18 protein-coding genes and 2 pseudogenes are annotated in these 17627 nt (G+C 69.3%); all 20 read right to left on the bottom strand.

The genetic code is table 11. The features are described from left to right. Nucleotides 1-45 precede the first annotated feature (45 nt). On the bottom strand, nt 46-294 hold the full coding sequence (secG, locus tag DI269_RS18485) for a preprotein translocase subunit SecG (protein WP_232822809.1): 249 nt from the start codon (nt 292-294) through the stop codon (nt 46-48). 207 nt (nt 295-501) lie between these two features. Then, nucleotides 502-1287, bottom strand: a complete 786-nt coding sequence (gene tpiA / locus DI269_RS18490; protein ID WP_112138547.1) for a triose-phosphate isomerase — start codon at nt 1285-1287, stop codon at nt 502-504. Nucleotides 1288-1289: 2 nt separating this feature from the next. Then, a complete protein-coding gene (locus DI269_RS18495; RefSeq protein WP_112138549.1) occupies nt 1290-2486 on the bottom strand; it encodes a phosphoglycerate kinase in 1197 nt (398 codons plus the stop codon). A 7-nt stretch (nt 2487-2493) separates the two neighbouring features. Further along, nucleotides 2494-3489, bottom strand: coding sequence for a type I glyceraldehyde-3-phosphate dehydrogenase (gene gap / locus DI269_RS18500; RefSeq protein WP_112138551.1), 996 nt, complete (start codon nt 3487-3489; stop codon nt 2494-2496). A gap of 284 nt (nt 3490-3773) precedes the next feature. Then, the gene (gene whiA / locus DI269_RS18505) at nt 3774-4760 is read right to left on the bottom strand and encodes a DNA-binding protein WhiA (protein WP_112138552.1); all 987 of its coding nucleotides are present in this window, start codon (nt 4758-4760) and stop codon (nt 3774-3776) included. Nucleotides 4761-4763: 3 nt separating this feature from the next. Then, nucleotides 4764-5681 (bottom strand): gluconeogenesis factor YvcK family protein, encoded by a 918-nt coding sequence (locus DI269_RS18510; protein WP_112138554.1) that lies wholly within the window; start codon nt 5679-5681, stop codon nt 4764-4766. Nucleotides 5682-5730: 49 nt separating this feature from the next. After that, a pseudogene (gene rapZ / locus DI269_RS18515) lies at nt 5731-6627 on the bottom strand (RNase adapter RapZ); the annotation flags it as partial. A gap of 94 nt (nt 6628-6721) precedes the next feature. Next, entirely contained in the window at nt 6722-8605 is a 1884-nt protein-coding gene (uvrC, locus tag DI269_RS18520) for an excinuclease ABC subunit UvrC (protein WP_112138556.1), read from the bottom strand. Between the two features lie 38 nt (nt 8606-8643). Beyond that, the gene (locus DI269_RS18525) at nt 8644-9576 is read right to left on the bottom strand and encodes a serine protein kinase RIO (protein WP_232822810.1); all 933 of its coding nucleotides are present in this window, start codon (nt 9574-9576) and stop codon (nt 8644-8646) included. Between the two features lie 211 nt (nt 9577-9787). Continuing rightward, nucleotides 9788-10594, bottom strand: a complete 807-nt coding sequence (locus DI269_RS18530) for an ABC transporter permease (protein WP_112138558.1) — start codon at nt 10592-10594, stop codon at nt 9788-9790. Continuing rightward, a complete protein-coding gene (locus DI269_RS18535) occupies nt 10584-11372 on the bottom strand; it encodes an ABC transporter permease (RefSeq protein WP_112138560.1) in 789 nt (262 codons plus the stop codon). The genes DI269_RS18530 and DI269_RS18535 overlap by 11 nt, the downstream gene beginning before the upstream one ends. A gap of 3 nt (nt 11373-11375) precedes the next feature. Further along, on the bottom strand, nt 11376-12191 hold the full coding sequence (locus DI269_RS18540) for an ABC transporter permease (protein ID WP_112138562.1): 816 nt from the start codon (nt 12189-12191) through the stop codon (nt 11376-11378). Continuing rightward, nucleotides 12184-12981, bottom strand: a complete 798-nt coding sequence (locus tag DI269_RS18545) for an ABC transporter permease (RefSeq protein ID WP_112138564.1) — start codon at nt 12979-12981, stop codon at nt 12184-12186. The genes DI269_RS18540 and DI269_RS18545 overlap by 8 nt, the downstream gene beginning before the upstream one ends. Then, a complete protein-coding gene (locus DI269_RS18550; protein ID WP_112138566.1) occupies nt 12978-13976 on the bottom strand; it encodes an ABC transporter ATP-binding protein in 999 nt (332 codons plus the stop codon). The genes DI269_RS18545 and DI269_RS18550 overlap by 4 nt, the downstream gene beginning before the upstream one ends. Further along, on the bottom strand, nt 13927-14877 hold the full coding sequence (locus DI269_RS18555) for an MFS transporter permease (RefSeq protein ID WP_112138568.1): 951 nt from the start codon (nt 14875-14877) through the stop codon (nt 13927-13929). Before DI269_RS18555 ends, DI269_RS18550 begins: the two co-directional genes overlap by 50 nt. Beyond that, nucleotides 14874-15341, bottom strand: coding sequence for a hypothetical protein (locus DI269_RS18560; protein ID WP_157975079.1), 468 nt, complete (start codon nt 15339-15341; stop codon nt 14874-14876). The genes DI269_RS18555 and DI269_RS18560 overlap by 4 nt, the downstream gene beginning before the upstream one ends. Before the next feature lie 41 nt (nt 15342-15382). Further along, nucleotides 15383-16300, bottom strand: a complete 918-nt coding sequence (locus DI269_RS18565; protein WP_112138572.1) for an MFS transporter permease — start codon at nt 16298-16300, stop codon at nt 15383-15385. Next, nucleotides 16297-16761: a hypothetical protein gene (locus DI269_RS18570; RefSeq protein ID WP_112138574.1), complete on the bottom strand. Its 465-nt coding sequence runs from the start codon at nt 16759-16761 to the stop codon at nt 16297-16299. The genes DI269_RS18565 and DI269_RS18570 overlap by 4 nt, the downstream gene beginning before the upstream one ends. Nucleotides 16762-16800: 39 nt before the next feature. Next, a complete protein-coding gene (locus DI269_RS18575) occupies nt 16801-17202 on the bottom strand; it encodes a thiol-disulfide oxidoreductase DCC family protein (protein WP_112138576.1) in 402 nt (133 codons plus the stop codon). A gap of 14 nt (nt 17203-17216) precedes the next feature. Continuing rightward, a pseudogene (locus DI269_RS18580) lies at nt 17217-17627 on the bottom strand (shikimate dehydrogenase); the annotation flags it as partial.

A 17627-nucleotide genomic window follows, 5' to 3' on the forward strand; every position in this document is an offset into this window, starting at 1 on the left:
CCCGACCGCTGCGCGGTCGGGGCCTCCTGGAAAGTCTTCGGGTCGCTAGACCATCGTTCGCATGATGAGGCCGAAGGCGATGATGGCGGCGAACCAGATGATGCCCACGCCGATCGTGATCCGGGTGAGGTTCTTCTCCGCGACCGTCGAACCCGAAGCGACCGAGGACATGCCGCCGCCGAACATGCTCGACAGGCCGCCGCCCTTACCCTTGTGCAGCAGCACCATGAGGATCAGGATCGCGCTGGCGAGCAGCAGGATGATCAGCAAGGACCAGCTCAGAACCGTCATCATCAGTGATCGGGTTTCCTCTCAACAAATCCGGCCCGGTCTGGGGCTTGGGCCACGCACGAGTCTAGCGGGTAAGCCATTTGACGAGCCATTCGGGCTTATCGGTAAGCCAATCGACTTCTGAAATGCAAGGAGCCGCCGTACGACGCTGTACGGCGGCCCTGTCTGCTGCCCGCAGCGCTCAGCTCGTGCGCTGCGGGCGAAACCTCGTTACGCTCCCACGTGCTCCGGGAAGCGGACGATCTTGGCGAACTCCTCGGCGTCGAGCGAGGCGCCCCCGACGAGGGCGCCGTCGATGTCGGGCTTGCCCATGATCTGGGCGACGTTGGAGGACTTCACCGAACCGCCGTAGAGAATGCGGACCCGCTCCGCCACCGCGCCGAACTTCTCGGCGAGGGCCGCGCGCAGGGCGCCGATGACCTCCTGGGCGTCCTCGGCGGAGGCCGTGCGGCCCGTGCCGATGGCCCAGACGGGCTCGTACGCGACGACGACCTTGGCGAGCTCTTCCTCGGTGAGCCCGTCGACGGCGGCGATCAGCTGGGAGACCGAGTGGGAGATGTGGTTCCCCGCCTCTCGGACGTCCAGCGCCTCGCCGACGCAGAGGATCGGGCTGATGCCGTTGTTGAGCGCCTGGCGGACCTTCGCGGCCACCAGTTCGTCGCCCTCCTCGTGGTACTGGCGGCGCTCGGAGTGGCCCACGGCCACGTACGAGCAGCCCAGCTTCGCGAGCATCGAGCCGGCGATCTCGCCGGTGTACGCGCCCGACGGGTGCGCCGACAGGTCCTGGGCGCCGAAGCCGATGGTCAGCTTGTCGCCGTCGACCAGCGTCTGCACGCTGCGGATGTCGACGAACGGCGGGAGGACGACGGTCTCGACCGCTTCGAGCTGCTCGCGCGTGAGGCTGAAGGCGAGCTTCTGCACCAGCGCGATCGCTTCGAGGTGGTTGAGGTTCATCTTCCAGTTGCCGGCGATGAGCGGCTTGCGGGTCTCAGTCATGTTCACTTCTCCAGTGCGTCCAGGCCGGGGAGCGTCTTGCCCTCAAGGTATTCGAGGGAGGCGCCGCCGCCGGTCGAGATGTGGCCGAAGCCGTCCTCGGGCAGGCCGAGGGTGCGGACCGCGGCGGCGGAGTCGCCGCCGCCGACCACGCTGAACGCCTCGGAGTCCACCAGCGCCTGGGCGACGGTCTTCGTGCCCGCGGCGTAGTCGGGGAACTCGAAGACGCCCATGGGGCCGTTCCAGAACACGGTCTTCGCTCCGGCGATCCGCTCGGCGAAGAGCTTCGCGGACTCGGGGCCGATGTCGAGGCCCATGCGCTCGGCCGGGATCGCGTCCACGGCCACCGTGAGCGGCTCGGCGTCGGCGGCGAACTCGGCCGCGGTGACGGTGTCGACCGGCAGCAGCAGTTCGACGCCGAGTGCGGCGGCGCGCTCCAGGTAGGTCTTGCAGACCTCGATCTGGTCCTTCTCCAGCAGCGACGACCCGACCTCGTAGCCCTGGGCCGCGAGGAAGGTGAACATCATGCCGCCGCCGACGATGAGCGTGTCGACCTTGTCGAGCAGGTTGTCGATGACCGCGAGTTTGTCGGAGACCTTCGCGCCGCCGAGGATGACGACGTACGGCTGCTCCGGCTTGCCGGTGAGCTTCGAGAGGACCTCGACCTCTTTGGCGATGAGCCAGCCGGCGTAGTGCGGCAGGAGCTTCGCGACGTCGTACACGGAGGCGTGCTTGCGGTGGACCGCGCCGAAGGCGTCGTCCACGTACAGGTCGCCGAACGCGGAGAGCCGGCCGGCGAACTCGGCCCGCTCGGTGTCGTCCTTGCTGGTCTCGCCCTTGTTGAAGCGCAGGTTCTCCAGCAGCAGGACGTCGCCGTCGGTCTGGGCGACGGCCTTGGCGTCGGCGTCGGAGCCGACGGTGTCGGTCGCGAACGCGACCTCGCGCCCCAGGACCTCGCCGAGCCGCTTGGCCACGGGGGCCAGCGAGAAGGCGGGGTCGGGCGCGCCCTTGGGGCGGCCCAGGTGCGAGCAGACCACGACGCGGGCGCCGGCTTCGGCGAGCGCCTTGATCGTGGGGGCGACGGCGCGGATGCGGCCGTCGTCGGTGATGGTCTTCCCGTCCAGGGGCACGTTGAGGTCGGCGCGTACGAGTACGCGCCGACCGTTGACGCCCTCCTGGAGGAGTTCGTCCAGCGTCTTCATCGGTGCGTTAGCCGACGAGTTCGACGAGGCTGACGAGGCGGTTGGAGAAGCCCCACTCGTTGTCGTACCAGCCGAAGACCTTGACCTGGTTGCCGATGACCTTGGTGAGCAGGCCGTCGATGATGCACGAGTGCGGGTCGGTCTCGATGTCCTTGGAGACGATCGGGTCCTCGGTGTAGGCCAGGATGCCCTTGAGCGGGCCCTCGGCGGCGGCCTTGAGCGCGGCGTTGACCTCTTCCTTCGTGGTCTCCTTGGAGGCCTCGAAGGTCAGGTCGGTGATCGAGCCGGTCGCGATCGGGACGCGCAGCGAGTAGCCGTCGAGCTTGCCGTTGAGCTCGGGCAGCACCAGGCCGACGGCCTTGGCGGCGCCGGTCGTGGTGGGCACGACGTTCAGGGCGGCGGCGCGGGCGCGGCGCGGGTCCTTGTGGGGGCCGTCCTGGAGGTTCTGGTCCTGGGTGTAGGCGTGGATCGTGGTCATCAGACCCTTCTCGATGCCCACGGACTCGTTCAGGACCTTGGCCATGGGGGCCAGGCAGTTGGTGGTGCACGACGCGTTCGAGATGATGTGGTGCTTCTCGCCGTCGTACTTGTCGTGGTTGACGCCCATGACCACGGTCAGGTCCTCGTTCTTCGCCGGAGCGGAGATGATGACCTTCTTGACCGAGCCGCCCAGGTGGGCGGCGGCCTTGGTGCCGTCGGTGAAGAAGCCGGTCGACTCGATGACGACCTCGGCCCCGACCTCGTCCCACGGGATGTTCGCGGGGTCGCGCTCGGCGAACGCCTTGATGGTCTTGCCGTCGACGGTGATCTCGCCGGCGCCGACCTTGACCTCGTAGGGGAGGCGGCCGAGGATCGAGTCGTACTTGAGCAGGTTTGCGATGGTCTCGGCGTCGCCCAGGTCGTTGTAGGCGACGATTTCGACATCGGCACCGGAGGCGAGAACCGCCCGGAAGAAGTTGCGCCCAATGCGGCCGAAGCCGTTGACGCCAACGCGGATGGTCACGTGCCCATCTCCTCGCTAAGAACAGGATCGGATATCTGAATGAGACCGGAGGCGGTCTCGCACGCGATCCGTTCAGCCGAAGAGCGACGGTGGAACAGATCGCTGTTCGGCCTCGTCGCCGAGCACTCCTTGACACTAACCGCTCCGGTTCTCAGACCTTCCGCGGCCGGTCCCCCCGATCATGTCACACCCGGGACGCGGGTGTGACATCGCGGTTAAGCCTAACGGTTGATCGGCGGGTCGAGGCGGGTACGGCAGGCGTGGCGAATCGGGGCGAAGCCGCCCTATGCGACCAGCATTTCCTCTTCTGCGACCACGTCGTCGGGTCCGGGGACGCCGGTCTCCTGGGCGCGTTTGGTCGCCATGTTGATGAGGCGCCGTATGCGGCCCGCGATGGCGTCCTTGGTGAGCGGCGGCTCGGCGAGCGCGCCGAGCTCTTCGAGGGACGCCTGGCGGTGTTCGAGGCGCAGGCGCCCGGCCGAGGCGAGGTGCTCGGGGACGTCGTCGGCGAGCACTTCGAGGGCGCGGGTGACCTTCGCGGCGGCGGCGACGGCGGCGCGCGCGGAGCGGCGCAGGTTCGCGTCGTCGAAGTTCGCGAGCCGGTTCGCGGTGGCGCGGACCTCGCGGCGGACGCGGCGCTCCTCCCAGGTGAGGACGGAGGCGTGGGCGCCGAGGCGGGTGAGCAGCTCGCCGATGGCGTCGCCGTCGCGGATGACGACGCGGTCGACGCCGCGCACGTCGCGGGACTTCGCGGAGATGCCGAGGCGGCGGGCCGCGCCGACGAGCGCGAGCGCGGACTCGGGGCCGGGGCAGGTGACTTCGAGGGCCGAGGAGCGGCCGGGCTCGGTGAGCGAGCCGCGGGCGAGGAACGCGCCCCGCCAGGCGGCCTCGGCGCAGCACGGGTAGGCGCCGACGACGTGGTTCGGCAGGCCCCTGACGGGGTAGCCGCGCTGGTCGGTGAGGCCGATCTGCTTGGAGAACGCCTGGCCGTCGGCCATGACGCGCAGCAGGTAGTGGTTGTTGCGGCGCAGTCCGGCGGCCACGAGGACGTGGATCTCGGACTCGTAGTGGTAGAGGTCGTTGATCATGCGCTTGGCGCGGCGGGCGACGTTGCCGGCGTCGACCTCGGCCTCGACGACCACGTTGCCCTGCCCGACGAGGTGGAGGCCCCCGGCGAACCGGAAGAGCGCGCCGAGCTCGGCGCGCTGGCAGCAGGACTTGTTCACCTCGATGCGGCTGAGCTCGTCCTTGACCTCCGAGGTCATCGCCATTCGTTAACCACCATCTTCGACCAGCAGACTTCCCAATACGGCGGCCAGGGACGCGACGTCGTGCGTGACGCCGTCGGCGGCGAGGTCCGCCGCGACCAACCGGGCCTCCAACGATTGTGCCGCACTGTTCAACGAGTCGGGATCGGCGAGGGTTCGGGCATCGCCCGAGACGACGTAGTGAAACCGGACACCTTCGGCGTATCGGCGCAGCGTGTCGACGTGACCGGCGAGGGTCAGACCGTCGGTCTCCTTCTCCTCCGAGAGGTTGAGCACCACGATCTTGCGGGCTTTGGAGGCGGCGATCGCTTCGCGCAGGGACGGCAGGAGCAGGTGCGGGATGACGGAGGTGTACCAGGAGCCGGGCCCGAAGACGAGCCAGTCGGCCTCCTCGACCGCGGCGAGGGTCTCGGGGCAGGCGGGGGCGTCGGCGGGCAGGAGGCGCACGTCCTCGACCTGGCCGTCGGCGACGGCGACGTCGTGCTGGCCGACGATGGTGCGCTTGCCCGAGCCTTCGGCGAGGTCGGCCTCGATGTCGAGCGGGGTGGAGGACATGGGCAGGACGCGGGCGCGGGCGCCGACCATGCGCCCGGCGGCGGCGACGGCGTCGACCGGGTTGGCGTGGCGCTCCAGCAGCGAGAGCAGGACGATGTTGCCGACCGGGTGGCCCGCGAGGAAGTCCTCGCCGCCGAAGCGGTGCGAGAACAGCTCGGCGGCCTCGGCGCGGGACGGGTCGGCGGTCGCGACGAGGGCCTTGCGGAGGTCGCCGGGCGGCAGGACCGGGCGGGTGGCGCGGATGTCGCCCGAGGAGCCGCCGTCGTCGGCGACGGTCACGACCGCCGTCAGGTCGACGTCGAGCCTCGAAAGCGCGCGCAGCGAGGCCGACAGGCCCCGCCCGCCGCCGAACGCGACCACTTTCTGCATCAGCGGTTCCCTCGGATCGGGGTGTCGGTATGGGGGTGCGGGGGGTTAACTCGTTCCCGCGGTCCCGGTGGTTGGTGTTCGCGGGGAAGCCGGCCGCGTTCAGGCGCCTGGCGATCTCCTCGGAGATGGCGACGGAGCGGTGCTTGCCGCCGGTGCAGCCGATGGCGATCGTCATGTAGCGCTTGCCCTCCCGCTCGAAGCCCTGCGTGGTGCCGAGCAGCAGCGCCGTGTACGACTCGACGAACTCCTCCGCGCCGTCCTGCGAGAGGACGTACTCCGAGACGTCGGAGTCGGTGCCGGTGTGCTCGCGCAGGGCCGGGACCCAGTACGGGTTGGGAAGGAATCGTACGTCAGCGACGTAGTCGGCGTCGCGCGGGATGCCGTACTTGAACCCGAACGACATGCAGGTGAACTGGAGGCGCGGCGAGGACGGGGCGAGGAACGCGTCCTCGACGCGGGCGCGCAGCTGGTTCTCGTTCAGGTGCGTGGTGTCGAACAGGGTGTCGGCCGAACCGCGGGCCGGTTCGAGCAGGACGCGCTCGGCGGCGATGCCGTCGGCGAGCATGCCGTCGCCCTGGAGCGGGTGGGCGCGGCGGACCTTCTCGAAGCGGCGGATGATCACGTCGTCGTCGGCGTCGACGAACACCAGGTGGGGTTTGAAGCCGCCCTTGCGGAGGTCCTCGATGACGCCCACCAGGTCGGTCATGAACGCGCGCGAGCGCACGTCGAGGACCATCGCGGTCCGGCGGACCTCCTCGCCGCCGGCGGCGGCCAGCTCGGCGGCCTGGCCGACGAGCGACTCCGGAAGGTTGTCGATGACGTAGTAGCCGACGTTCTCCAGTGCGCGCGCCACGGTCGAGCGCCCGCCGCCCGAGATGCCGGTGACGATGACCAGGTCCAATTCGCTGCGGTCGCTCGAACCCGCATGCACTGCTGCCACACCCATAAGTCCAGTATCCCCGAATTCCGTTCCAACCGCCGTGGTGACACGGCCCCGGCGCGATCGCCGAATCGACAATCGTATAGGTACCAGGGCAGTCTCAAGAACCGCTGTCGTCGGGATTACGCAGATGTGTCCGCAAGGCCTCGGCGAGTTTCGGCCCGATACCGGGCACTGCCTCCAAATCGGACAGTTCGGCCTCGCGGATGCGCTTCACGGACCCGAACTCCTTCAGGAGCGCCTTCTTCTTCGACTCCCCCAGGCCCGGCACCGAGTCGAGGGCCGAGGCGGTCATCTTCTTGCGTCTGCGGCTGCGGTGCAGGGAGATCGCGAACCGGTGGGCCTCGTCGCGGACGCGCTGCATCAGGTACAGGGCCTCGGAGGTGCGCGAGAGGATCACCGGGAACTCCTCGCCGGGGAGCCAGATCTCTTCGAGGCGCTTGGCGAGCCCGGCGAGGTTGATCGTGTCGATCCCGAGCTCGGCGAACACCTGCTCGGCGGCGGCGACCTGCGGCTGGCCGCCGTCGACGACGAGGAGCTGCGGCGGGTAGTGGAAGCCGCGCTTCGGCTCCTCGCCCTCCTCCACGGGCGAGCCGACGGGCTGGTCGGCGAGCTTGGCGAGGCGCCGGCGCAGCGTCTCCTGGAGCGAGGCGAGGTCGTCCTTGCGCTCGCCCTTGATGACGAAGCGGCGGTACTCGCTCTTGCGCGGCAGGCCGTCCTCGAAGACGACCATCGACGCGACCACGTCCTCCCCCTGGGACTGCGAGACGTCGTAGCACTCGATGCGCAGCGGCGCCTCGGGCAGGTCGAGGGCGTCGGCGAGCTCTTCGAGGGCCTTCGAGCGCGAGGTGAGGTCCCCGGCGCGCTTGAGCTTGTGGCGCTGGAGGTTCTCCAGGGCGTTCTTCTCGACGGTCTCGGCGAGGGCCCGCTTGTCGCCGCGGCGCGGCACGCGCAGGTCGACCTTCGAGCCGCGCCGCTCCGACAGGAGCTCGGCAAGGGCCTCGTGGTCGGCGGGCAGGGCCGGGACCAGGACCTCCTTGGGGACGACCTCGTTCTGCTCGCCGTAGAACTGGAGGCAGAAGCGCTCCACGAGCCCGGGCAGGTCGACCGGCTCGGCCTTGTCGATGACCCAGCCGCGCTGGCCGCGGATGCGGCCCTTGCGGACGTGGAAGACCTGGACGGCGGCCTCCAGCTCGTCGTCGGCCACGGCCATGACGTCGCAGTCGACGTCCTCGGCGAGGACGACGACCTGCTGTTCGAGGACCTTGTCGAGGGCCCCGAGGTCGTCGCGCAGGCGCGCGGCCCGCTCGAATTCGAGGGCCTCGGAGGCCTCCTGCATCTCGGCGATGAGCCGCTTGCGCACCGGGGCGGTCTCCCCGGCCATGAAGGCGCAGAAGCCGTTCACGAGCTCGCGGTAGTCCTCGGCGGAGATGCGCCCGACGCACGGCGCCGAGCACTTGCCGATGTCGGCGAGCAGGTTCGGGCGGTTGATCCGGTTGCAGCGCTTGAACTCCGTGTCCGAGCACGTGCGGATCGGGAAGACCCGGGTGAGCAGGTCGAGGGTCTGGCGGATGGCCCACGCCGAGCCGAAGGGCCCGAAGTAGCGGACGCCCTTGCGGCGGGCGCCGCGCATGACCTGGGCGCGCGGGAACTCCTCCCCCACGGTGACCGCGAGCCACGGGTAGGACTTGTCGTCCTTGAACATGACGTTGAAGCGCGGGTCGTACTCCTTGATCCAGGTCCACTCCAGCTGGAGGGCCTCGACCTCGGTGGCGACCACGGTCCACTCGACGCTCCGCGCGGTGTTCACCATGCGGCGGGTGCGCTCGTGGAGCCGGGTCTCGTCCGCGAAGTACGAGTTCAGCCGATTCCGCAGGTTCTTCGCCTTGCCGACGTAGATCACGCGCCGGTCGCGGTCCCTGAAGCGGTAGACGCCCGGTTCGGTGGGGATGGTGCCGGGGGCGGGACGGTAATCAACTGCCACAACACTAAGGCTATATCCCGCCCCCGACACTCGTTCGGCTACGGCTTGGCCGCCAGCGCCAGGACCTCCGCGTGGAGGTCGTTCACGACCTCGCGCGCGATGCCGCGGTTCGAGAACCAGGAGCCGAGGTTCTCCACGTCCCTGGTCAGGAAGTCCATGCCGAGCGGGTTCGCGTAGATGTCGACGACCTGCGGGAGGTCGAGGACGACGAGCCGGCCCTCGTGGACGACCGTGTTGTACGGCGAGAGGTCGCCGTGGGCGAAGCCCAGCTCGGTCATGCGGCGCAGGGCCTCGGAGGCCTGCTCCCACAGGCTTTCGAGTTCGTCCCCGTCGGGCCGGGTCTCGGCGAGCCGGGGCGCGGCGGTGCGGTCGTGGCCGATGAACTCCATGAGGACCTCGGTGCCGTGGACCTGGACCGGGTAGGGCACCGGGACGCCGACGTTGTACAGGCGCTTGAGCGCGTCGAACTCGGCGGCGGCCCAGCGCCCGGCGGCCTGTTCGAGGCCGAAGGTGGTGCGCTTGGCCATGGCGCGGTTGTCGCGCGAGCGCTTGGCGGCGCGCCCGACGGTGTAGTCGCCGGCCCGGTTGAACTGGGTGTGCTCGGCGCTGCGGTAGCGCTTGGACGCCATGATCACGGCCTGGTCGGTGCCGGGGACGACGCGTTCGATGAGGAACACGTCGGCCTCCTTGCCGGTCTTGAGGATGCCGAGTTCGTAGTCGACGGCGCCGTGGTCGGTGATGACCCAGTCGGGGTGGGGTTCGGGGCCGCGCTGGAGCGGCTCGGACTCCCACCAGATGGACCAGCGGTCGCCGGCCGGGGGCCGGTCGTCGTTGGGCATCTCGTCAAAGACGGTGCGCATGGATTCGTAGCGCTCGCGGTCGTCGTCCGAGAAGACCTCATGCGGGTTGTGATCGCGTTCACGGCGCTTGGTGGACTGGAACGGTTCAGAAGGTTGGCGCTTGCGAGGCAAGGTAGAAGGCTCCTGTGAGGAAGTCCGTCCGCCGCGGAGAGAATCAGAGCGCGGCGACGGGAGGTGAACTGAGTTTCAAGGCAAGGGTCGGGACAACGACAGCCATCAGTAACACCTCCATTCGTCAGGAGCCCCGGGGCGCTATGCCGCCGGGCAACGGAAGCTACTCTAACGAACCCTCCCGTCTGCGCGCAAGTCTTTTTTCGTCACGTCAATGACCTGCGGAGTCGTAGGCGCGCAAGCCCATGCGGAAGGTCCAGACCGCGACGGCGGCCGACACTGCGGCCGCGATCGGCGGGGCGACGAGCCACCAGGGGTCGAGGCGGCCGGTGAGGATCTGCGCGGGGACGAAGCTCGCGAAGGCGAGCGGGAGGCCGAAGGTGAGGACGAGGCGGACCGCGGCGGGGAAGATCGTCAGCGGGAAGCGCATGGCCTCGTTCTGGAGCTCGGTGACCATGAACGCGATGACGGGCGTGCGGCCCTGCATCCAGAAATTCGCGGCGTTCGCGATCGTCAGCAGGGCGGCCTGGATGACGATGGCGCACACCAGGAGGAACAGGCCGGTCGGGACGGCCGCGAGGCCGAGGCCGGCGCCGGTCCAGCCGATGCCGAGCATGACGAGGCCGAGGGTGGCCTCGCCGAAGACCTGCATGCCGACGTGCTTGGAGCCGACCTGGACGAGGACGGGGGCGGGGCGGGTGATCCGGTAGTCCATGTCGCCTTCGACGATCATCTTCCCGGTGTCCCAGATGCCGTCCCAGAACAGGGCGGTCGAGGACCAGGAGGTGGCGAGGAACCCGGCGAGGACGAGCATCTCGTGGTAGCCCCAGCCGTCGATAGAGCTGACGTTCCCGAACAGGATGGCCAGGAACGCGAACAGCATGATCTGCCAGAACGTCCCCGAGACGGCCATGACCCAGAAGTCGGCCGGGTACTCGGTGACCGAGCGGAGGTAGGCGCCGATCGAGCGGCGGTAGACCCCGAACGCGTGCCGGGGCCCGAAAGCGTCAGCCGCCATGGACGGTCACCTTCTTCACGAGCTGGGACCAGATGAGGCGCCCGATGACCCACAGGGCGGCGGCCCACGCCGCCTGGGCGGCGAGGAGGCCGAGCGCGCCGGCGGTGCCGACGCGGCCGAGGTAGATCGAGGCGGGCGTGGTGGTGAAGTGGACGAACGGGAGGGCCCAGGCGGTCGCCTGGAGCCACACGGGCATGAGCGCGAGCGGCACCATCATGCCGGAGAAGAACGCGAGCATCGTGTCGCGGGCCCACTGGATGCCGAGGAACCGCTGGGTCACGAAGCAGGTCAGGACCGACAGGTAGTTGATGCCGAACGCGAGCGGGAAGATGAGCAGGACGCTGACGACGGTCAGGACCGCCGCGAGGGCCGAGTCCGGCGGCGCGGGCCGGAAGATGAGCACCGCCGCGGTCGTCCCGAGGGCGGCCGCGGGCACGGAGGCGACCATGCCGCCGATGTACTCCCCCGCGCGGGCGCGCTGGAAGTCGACCGGCTTGGTCAGGTCGACGGCGACGAGCCCGTCGAGGATGCGGTTGGCCATGTCCCAGTCGGAGCCGGCCCACGCGAGGGTCGAGGTGAGGAAGCCGATGATGAGGTACGCCTTCATCGCCTGCCAGTCGTAGCCGCCCATCTCGCCGTCCCCGATGAGGTTGCTCCAGACGGCGAGGCCGGCCAGGAGTGACCAGCCGCCGAAGAGGACCGAGAAGATCCAGGTGGTCTTGTAGGCGATCTTGCGCTTGAACGAGATCGTCGCCAGCGCGAGGTCGACGCTTGCCATGTGTCAGTGTCCCGAGGAGTCGTAGGAGCGCAGGCCGAGCCGGTAGAGGCCCGCCGCGAGGAGGACCGAGGCGGCCGCGGTCAGGGGCGGGCCGACGAGCCACCAGGACGTCAGGTGCCCGGTGAGGACCGCGACGGGCACGAAGTTGACGAAGGCGACCGGGACCACGAACATGGTCACGATCTTCACCGCGGCCGGGAAGAGCGCGAGCGGCATCGTCATGGCGTTGTGCTGGAGGTCGAGGAGGACGAACGCGAAGATCGAGTTGTTCCCCTTGAGCCAGAAGTTCACCGCGCACAGGGCCGTGATGAGCGCGCACTCGATGACGATCGCGCAGGCGAGGCCGAGGACGCCGACGGGGACGGCGGCGAGACCCATGCCCGCGCCGATCCAGCCGTAGGCGACCATGACGAGGCCGAAGCCGACCTCGCCGAAGCCCTGCATGCCGATGTGAGAGGTGGCGACCTGGACGACGACCGGCGCGGGCCGCGTGATGCGGTAGTCGATCTCGCCCTTGAGGACGTACGTGCCGGTGCTCCAGACGCCGTCGCACAGCAGCGCGGTCGAGCCGGCGGCGACGGTGAGGAGCCCGGAGAGCATGAGCATCTCGTGGTACCGCCAGCCGGCGACGTCGGGCACGGCGGCGAACAGGACGGTGAGGAACGCGAACTGGAGGACGTTCCACATGACGCCGGCCGAGGCCATGACCCAGAAGTCGGCCGGGTACTCGGTGATGGCGCGGATCTGGGCGACGAGCGAGCGCCAGTAGACGCCGCCCGCGTGGCGGGCGGCCGAGGCGCGGAGGGTCGTGTCAGCCACCGTGGACCGTCACCTTCCTGACCGCGTGGTTGAAGACGATGCGCGCCCCGAACCACATGCCGGCGGCCCAGGCGGCCTCGGCCGCGAGGAGCCCGAGGGCGCCGGCGGTGTCGACGTGCCCGAGGTAGATCGCCGACGGCGTGGTCGTGAAGTGCGGGAACGGCAGGGCCCAGGCGACGGCCTGGAGCCAGGAGGGCATGAACGCCAAGGGGATCATCATTCCCGAGAAGAAGGCGAGCAGGGCCTCGCGCAGCCACATGACGCCGAGGTACCGCTTGGTCCAGAAACACACCAGGACCGTGAGGTAGGTGAGGCCGAAGGCGAGCGGGAACACCAGGACGAGGCTGACGGCGGTGAGGACCCCGGCGGTGGCGGAGGCGGGACCGGGCGGGTCGAACAGGATCCAGGCGCCGAGGACGCCGAGGGCCACGGTGGGGACGGTCGAGAACATCGAGCCGACGTACTCGGCGGCGCGGGCGCGCTGGAAGTCGACGGGCTTGGTGAGGTCGATGGCGACGTGGCCGTCGAGGATGCGGTCGGCGATGTGCCAGTCGGCCGCGCCGAAGACCATGGTCGCGGTGATGAACCCGATGATGACGTAGGCGCGCATGGCGTCCCAGTCGTAGCCGGAGAGCGCGCCGCCGGAGAGGAGTTCGCGCCACATCGCCATCGAGACGAGCATGGCGCCGCCGCCGAGGACCAGGGCGACCAGCCACTGGGCCTTGTAGGCGAGGCGGCGCTTGAACGCGATGACCGCGAACGCGCGGTCGACCGCGAAGGCGTTGCTCACTTCGTCAGTTCCCCTGCGTAGAGGCGGCGGATGACGTCCTCGATGCTCGGCTCGGACAGCGAGAGGTCCCGCGGGGCGAGCTGGGCGGTGAGGCCGCCGAGGACTTCGGCGGTGGTGAAGCGGTTCGACTCGTACGTGACGACCACTTCACTGGGCGCTTCGCCTGCGGCCCAGGCGTACTCGGGGAACTTCTCGGCGAGCGCGGGGACGTCGGCGGGGCCCTCCAGGAACAGGTTCACGGCCTTGGTGGTGATGTAGTGGGCCTTGAGCTGCTGGATGGGGCCGTCGTAGGCAATGGCGCCCTTGTCGATGACGACGATCCGCTCGCAGACCTCCTCGATGTCGGCGAGGTCGTGGCTGGTGAGCAGGAGCGTGGTGCCGTCGTCGACGAGCTCGCGCAGGAACGCGCGGAGGCGGTCCTTGACGGAGATGTCGAGGCCGATGGTGGGTTCGTCGAGGTAGACCATCTTGGGGGCGTGGATGAGCGCGCAGGCGAGGTCGGCCCGCATGCGCTGGCCCAGCGACAGGGTCCGGGCGAGTGCGGGCATGAACTCGCCGAGGTCGAGCAGGTCGTCGAACCGGGCGAGGCGGGCCTTGTAGTCGGCGTCGGAGACGCCGTACATGTGCTTGAGGAGCTTCAGGGACTCCTCGACGGGGAGGTCCCACCACAGCTGGGTGCGCTGGCCGAAGAGGACGCCGATGTCGTGGGCGTTGGGGATGCGCTCGACGTGCGGGTCGCGGCCCATCACCCGGACGGTGCCCTCGGAGGGGCGCAGGATCCCGGTGAGGAGCTTGACGGTGGTGGACTTGCCCGCGCCGTTGGGTCCGACGTAGGCCACCGATTCGCCCGCCTCGATCGACAGGTCGATGCCGTCGACGGCGGTGTAGTTCTTGTACTTGCGCTGGACGAGGTGTTTGACCGCGCCCTTGAAGCCGGAGGCCTTGTCAGGCCGCCGGAACGTCTTCGTGAGGTTTCGGGCTTCGAGAATCGGCATGCCTCAACCGTAGGAAGATTCGGCGCGGAATCTCAACTGCTTTCCCACGGCGGAGCCCGCGGGCGAGGCGGCGCGGGCTGATGCGCTCCAAGGGGAGGAAGCAGGCCATCGCGACCAGATGCGGGAGGAAGCTGATCTCCACGGCGAGGAAGACGGTCACGTGGAAGCAGTAGAAGAACGCGACGATGCCGTACTTGAGCCGTTTGGCGGCGACGAACATCACGACGGGGCTGAGCAGCTCGAAGCAGACCATGCCCCACTGGGAGGCCCGCAGCATCCACGGGTAGTCGAGCATCCAGGTGGAGAACTCGGTGCCGCGGCGCAGGATCGCCCAGGTCATGGTCGCGGAGTTGACCCATTCCCAGCCGCCGTAGCGGATCTTGGCCCAGGCCGCGAAGAAGTACGTGCAGACGACGCCGATCTGGACGAGGTTGAAGCCCCAGCCGACGTGCTCGGACAGGTGGGTCCGGTCGCCCCACCTGGCCTTCGGCATGGTGGGCAGCAGGAACAGGAGCAGGAGGAACGCGAACTTGCCGTGGTCGACCTTCCCGTAGGACATCGCGATGATCATCCACTCGAAGTACGCGGCCGCGACGATCCAGCCGAACAGGCGCGGCCGGTAGCCGAACATCATCGGGGTGGCGGCCGCGAGCAGGACGACGAGGGTGCCGACGACGACCCAGTAGTTCGGGACGGGGAAGACCGGCAGGATACGGGCGATGAACAGCGGCTGGTACAGCTCGCCGGGGACGTGGCGGTGGCCGAGGATCCACGGCATGTACCACCACCAGTCGACCCAGATGAAGGCGCCGGCGAGGAACCGCATGGCGGCGACGCGCCCGAGCGCGACGGGCTGGAAGAACCAGCCGGTCGCCTTCTGCGCCAAGGGGAGCTGCGTCACGCGTCCTCCTCCCGGGTCCAGGTGGCCTCGACGACCTCGACGACCTCGCCGGTCTGGTAGCCGTCTTCGAGCCGGTAGCGGCGCTCGATGATCTCGACGGTGACGATCTCCGGCTTCTCGGGGTTCGTGTTCTCGTAGGCCTCGGCGATGTACTCCAGCAGCGAGGGGTCGTCGATGAAGCGGCCCTTCTGTCCTTCGAGCTCGGCCCGGCGGAAGCCGGTGATCCGCTCGGTGAGGCTGAAGCGCTCGCCCTCCTCGTTCACGGCCTCGACGCGGGTCGAGCCGGCCCAGCCGTCGAGCTCCTTGGAGAACGAGTACATCTTGAAGGGCGCGAACGGGAAGTAGTCGTCGCCGCCCCAGAAGGTGGTGGCCGTGACGAGCGCGAGGACGACCGTGGTGATCGAGACGCGCACCGCGCGACCGGCCGGCCGGACCCGGGAGAGGTGGGGATCTTCCGCATTCACGGCAGCAGTATGGCACGGGCCCGCCAGCGCGGGCCCTTGCGTCAGGGGCCGGACTCGAACTGCGGTTCGGGCTCGCGCTCGGTTGTGGCGTCCTTGCGTGTGGTGAAGCGCGCCTTGGCTTTCCGGGCGAGTTCGCGCGGTTCGATGCGCTCCAGCGGGAGGAAGCAGGCCATGGCGACCAGGTGCGGGAGGAAGCTGATGCCGAGGCCGGCGAAGACGGCGATGTGGAAGCAGTACAGGAACGCGACGATCGCGTACTGGACCTTCTTCCAGCGGTATACCAGCAGCACGATCGGGGTCGACAGCTCGAAGACGATCATGCCCCACTGGGCGAAGTGCAGGAGCCCGGGGAAGTCGAGCATCCAGTCCGAGAAGACGGTGCCGCGGCGGATGATCGCCCAGGTGAAGACCCCGGAGTCGGCCCAGTCGAAGCCGCCGTAGCGGAACTTGGCCCACGCGGACAGGAAGTAGGTGCAGACGACGCCGATCTGGACGAGTTTGAAGCCCCAGCCGACGCGTTCGGACAGGTGCTCGCGGTCGCCCCACTTCGCGTCCGAGGGCATCATGCACAGCACCAGGAGGAGCGTCATGAACCCGAAGCTGGCGTGGTCGACCTTGCCGTACGAGTTGGCGATGATCATCCACTCGAAGTAGGCGACGAAGAGGATCCACCCGAACAGCTTGGGCCGGTAGCCGAACATCATGGGGGTCGCGGCCGCGAGCATGACGACGAGCGTGCCGGTGACGATCCAGTAGTCGGGGGCGGGGATCGGGAGGACGCGGCCGATGAACAGGGGCTGGTAGAGCTCTTCGGGGACGAAGCGGTGCCGGAAGATGAAGGGCATGTACGCCCACCATTCGATCCAGACGTAGAGGCCGGCGAGGAAGCGCATGGCCGCGACCCGGCCGAGCGGCACGGGTTCGAAGAAGAAGCCGTTGACGGCGCTGCGGACGCTCACGCGGCCTCCTCCTCGGTCCAGACCGCGACGGTCTCCTCGGTCTCGGCTCCGGTGCGGGCGCCGTCGACGAGTTCGTACCGCCTGATGATGATCTCGGCGCCGACGATCTCGGGGTCACCGGGGTGGGCGTCCTCGTAGGCCTCGGCGATGTACGAGAGCAGCTCGGGGTCCTCTTCGAAGCGGCTGAGCTGGCCTTCGAGTTCGGCGCGGCGGAACCCGGTGTCGGTGTCGGAGATGGCGATCCGCTCGCCGTCGGCGTCGATGAGGATGACGCCGGTGCTCTTGACCCAGCCGTCGGGGTCGGTGGCGCGCGAGTACATCTTGAAGGGCGCGAACGGGAAGAAGTCGTCCTCGCCCCAGACCGAGGTGGCCATGAGCGCGAGGACCATGGCGGCGGCGGCCGCGACGCGGACGACCTTGCCGGTGCGGCTCAGGGGGCGCTCGGTGCGCTCAGCGGGCATCGGCAGAGTATGGCATACCGGAATTCCCGCGCACTGGGCTCACTGCTGGCCGCGGAGGCGGTCCCGTTCGGCCTGCGGGAGGGAGCACGCGGCGGTGCCGCCGGGCAGGCGGTGGCGGTTGCGGGCGACCCACCGGTACAGCGGCCAGGCGACGGCCGAGACGGGTTTGAGGGACAGGAACCAGCCGAAGGGCTTCCAGTACCACTGGGCGCGGCGCAGGAGCACGGCGATCGCGTCGGGGCCCGAGCGCTGGAAGCTGATCTCGATCCACTGGACGGCGTCCTCGGCCTCCTGCTGGGTGATGCCGAGCGCGTCGAGGTCGGCCCACTGCCACGGCACGACCTTCGCGCGGGTGCGGATGTGCTTCTCGATGAAGTTCGCGCTGCTGGTGCAGAACGCGCAGTCGCCGTCGTAGAGGAACGTGTGCTGCTCTTCGTGCATTGGAGGTTCCTTCGCTAGGTCCGGGACGGGACCGCGTCGTAGAGGGCGCGGCGCATCGCCGCGACCGGGGCGTCCTCGACGCCGGTGAACTGCGTCCACTGGCGCACCGCCTGCGCGAGCAGGAGCGCGAGCCCGTCGAGGACGCGCACCCCGCGGGCTTCGGCGCCCGCCGCGAGCGGCGTCGGCCACGGGTCGTAGAGGATGTCGAACAGGACGGCGTCCGCGGACCAGTCGGGCCGCAGGTCGTCGGTGACGCCCTTCGGGACGGTGGCGACGACGAGGTCGGCGCGCCCGGCCCGGGCGGCGTCGTCCCAGTCGGCGGCCTCCAATCGTAGTCCGAGGCGCGCGGCGACCGGCCCGAGCTCGGCCACGGCCTCGCGGCGGCGCGCGTACACGGTGACCGAGGCCGCGCCGAGCCGCTGGGC

This window comes from Glycomyces dulcitolivorans, from assembly GCF_003265355.1.
Taxonomy (GTDB): Bacteria; Actinomycetota; Actinomycetes; order Mycobacteriales; family Micromonosporaceae; genus Glycomyces; species Glycomyces dulcitolivorans.

Coding starts and splice junctions, on each gene's coding strand:
- secG (WP_232822809.1), bottom strand. CDS start 294: ATGATGACGGTTCTGAGCTGGTCCTTGCTGATCATCCTGCTGCTCGCC.
- tpiA (WP_112138547.1), bottom strand. CDS start 1,287: ATGACTGAGACCCGCAAGCCGCTCATCGCCGGCAACTGGAAGATGAAC.
- DI269_RS18495 (WP_112138549.1), bottom strand. CDS start 2,486: ATGAAGACGCTGGACGAACTCCTCCAGGAGGGCGTCAACGGTCGGCGC.
- whiA (WP_112138552.1), bottom strand. CDS start 4,760: ATGGCGATGACCTCGGAGGTCAAGGACGAGCTCAGCCGCATCGAGGTG.
- DI269_RS18510 (WP_112138554.1), bottom strand. CDS start 5,681: ATGCAGAAAGTGGTCGCGTTCGGCGGCGGGCGGGGCCTGTCGGCCTCG.
- DI269_RS18530 (WP_112138558.1), bottom strand. CDS start 10,594: ATGGCGGCTGACGCTTTCGGGCCCCGGCACGCGTTCGGGGTCTACCGC.
- DI269_RS18535 (WP_112138560.1), bottom strand. CDS start 11,372: ATGGCAAGCGTCGACCTCGCGCTGGCGACGATCTCGTTCAAGCGCAAG.
- DI269_RS18550 (WP_112138566.1), bottom strand. CDS start 13,976: ATGCCGATTCTCGAAGCCCGAAACCTCACGAAGACGTTCCGGCGGCCT.
- DI269_RS18570 (WP_112138574.1), bottom strand. CDS start 16,761: ATGCCCGCTGAGCGCACCGAGCGCCCCCTGAGCCGCACCGGCAAGGTC.
- DI269_RS18575 (WP_112138576.1), bottom strand. CDS start 17,202: ATGCACGAAGAGCAGCACACGTTCCTCTACGACGGCGACTGCGCGTTC.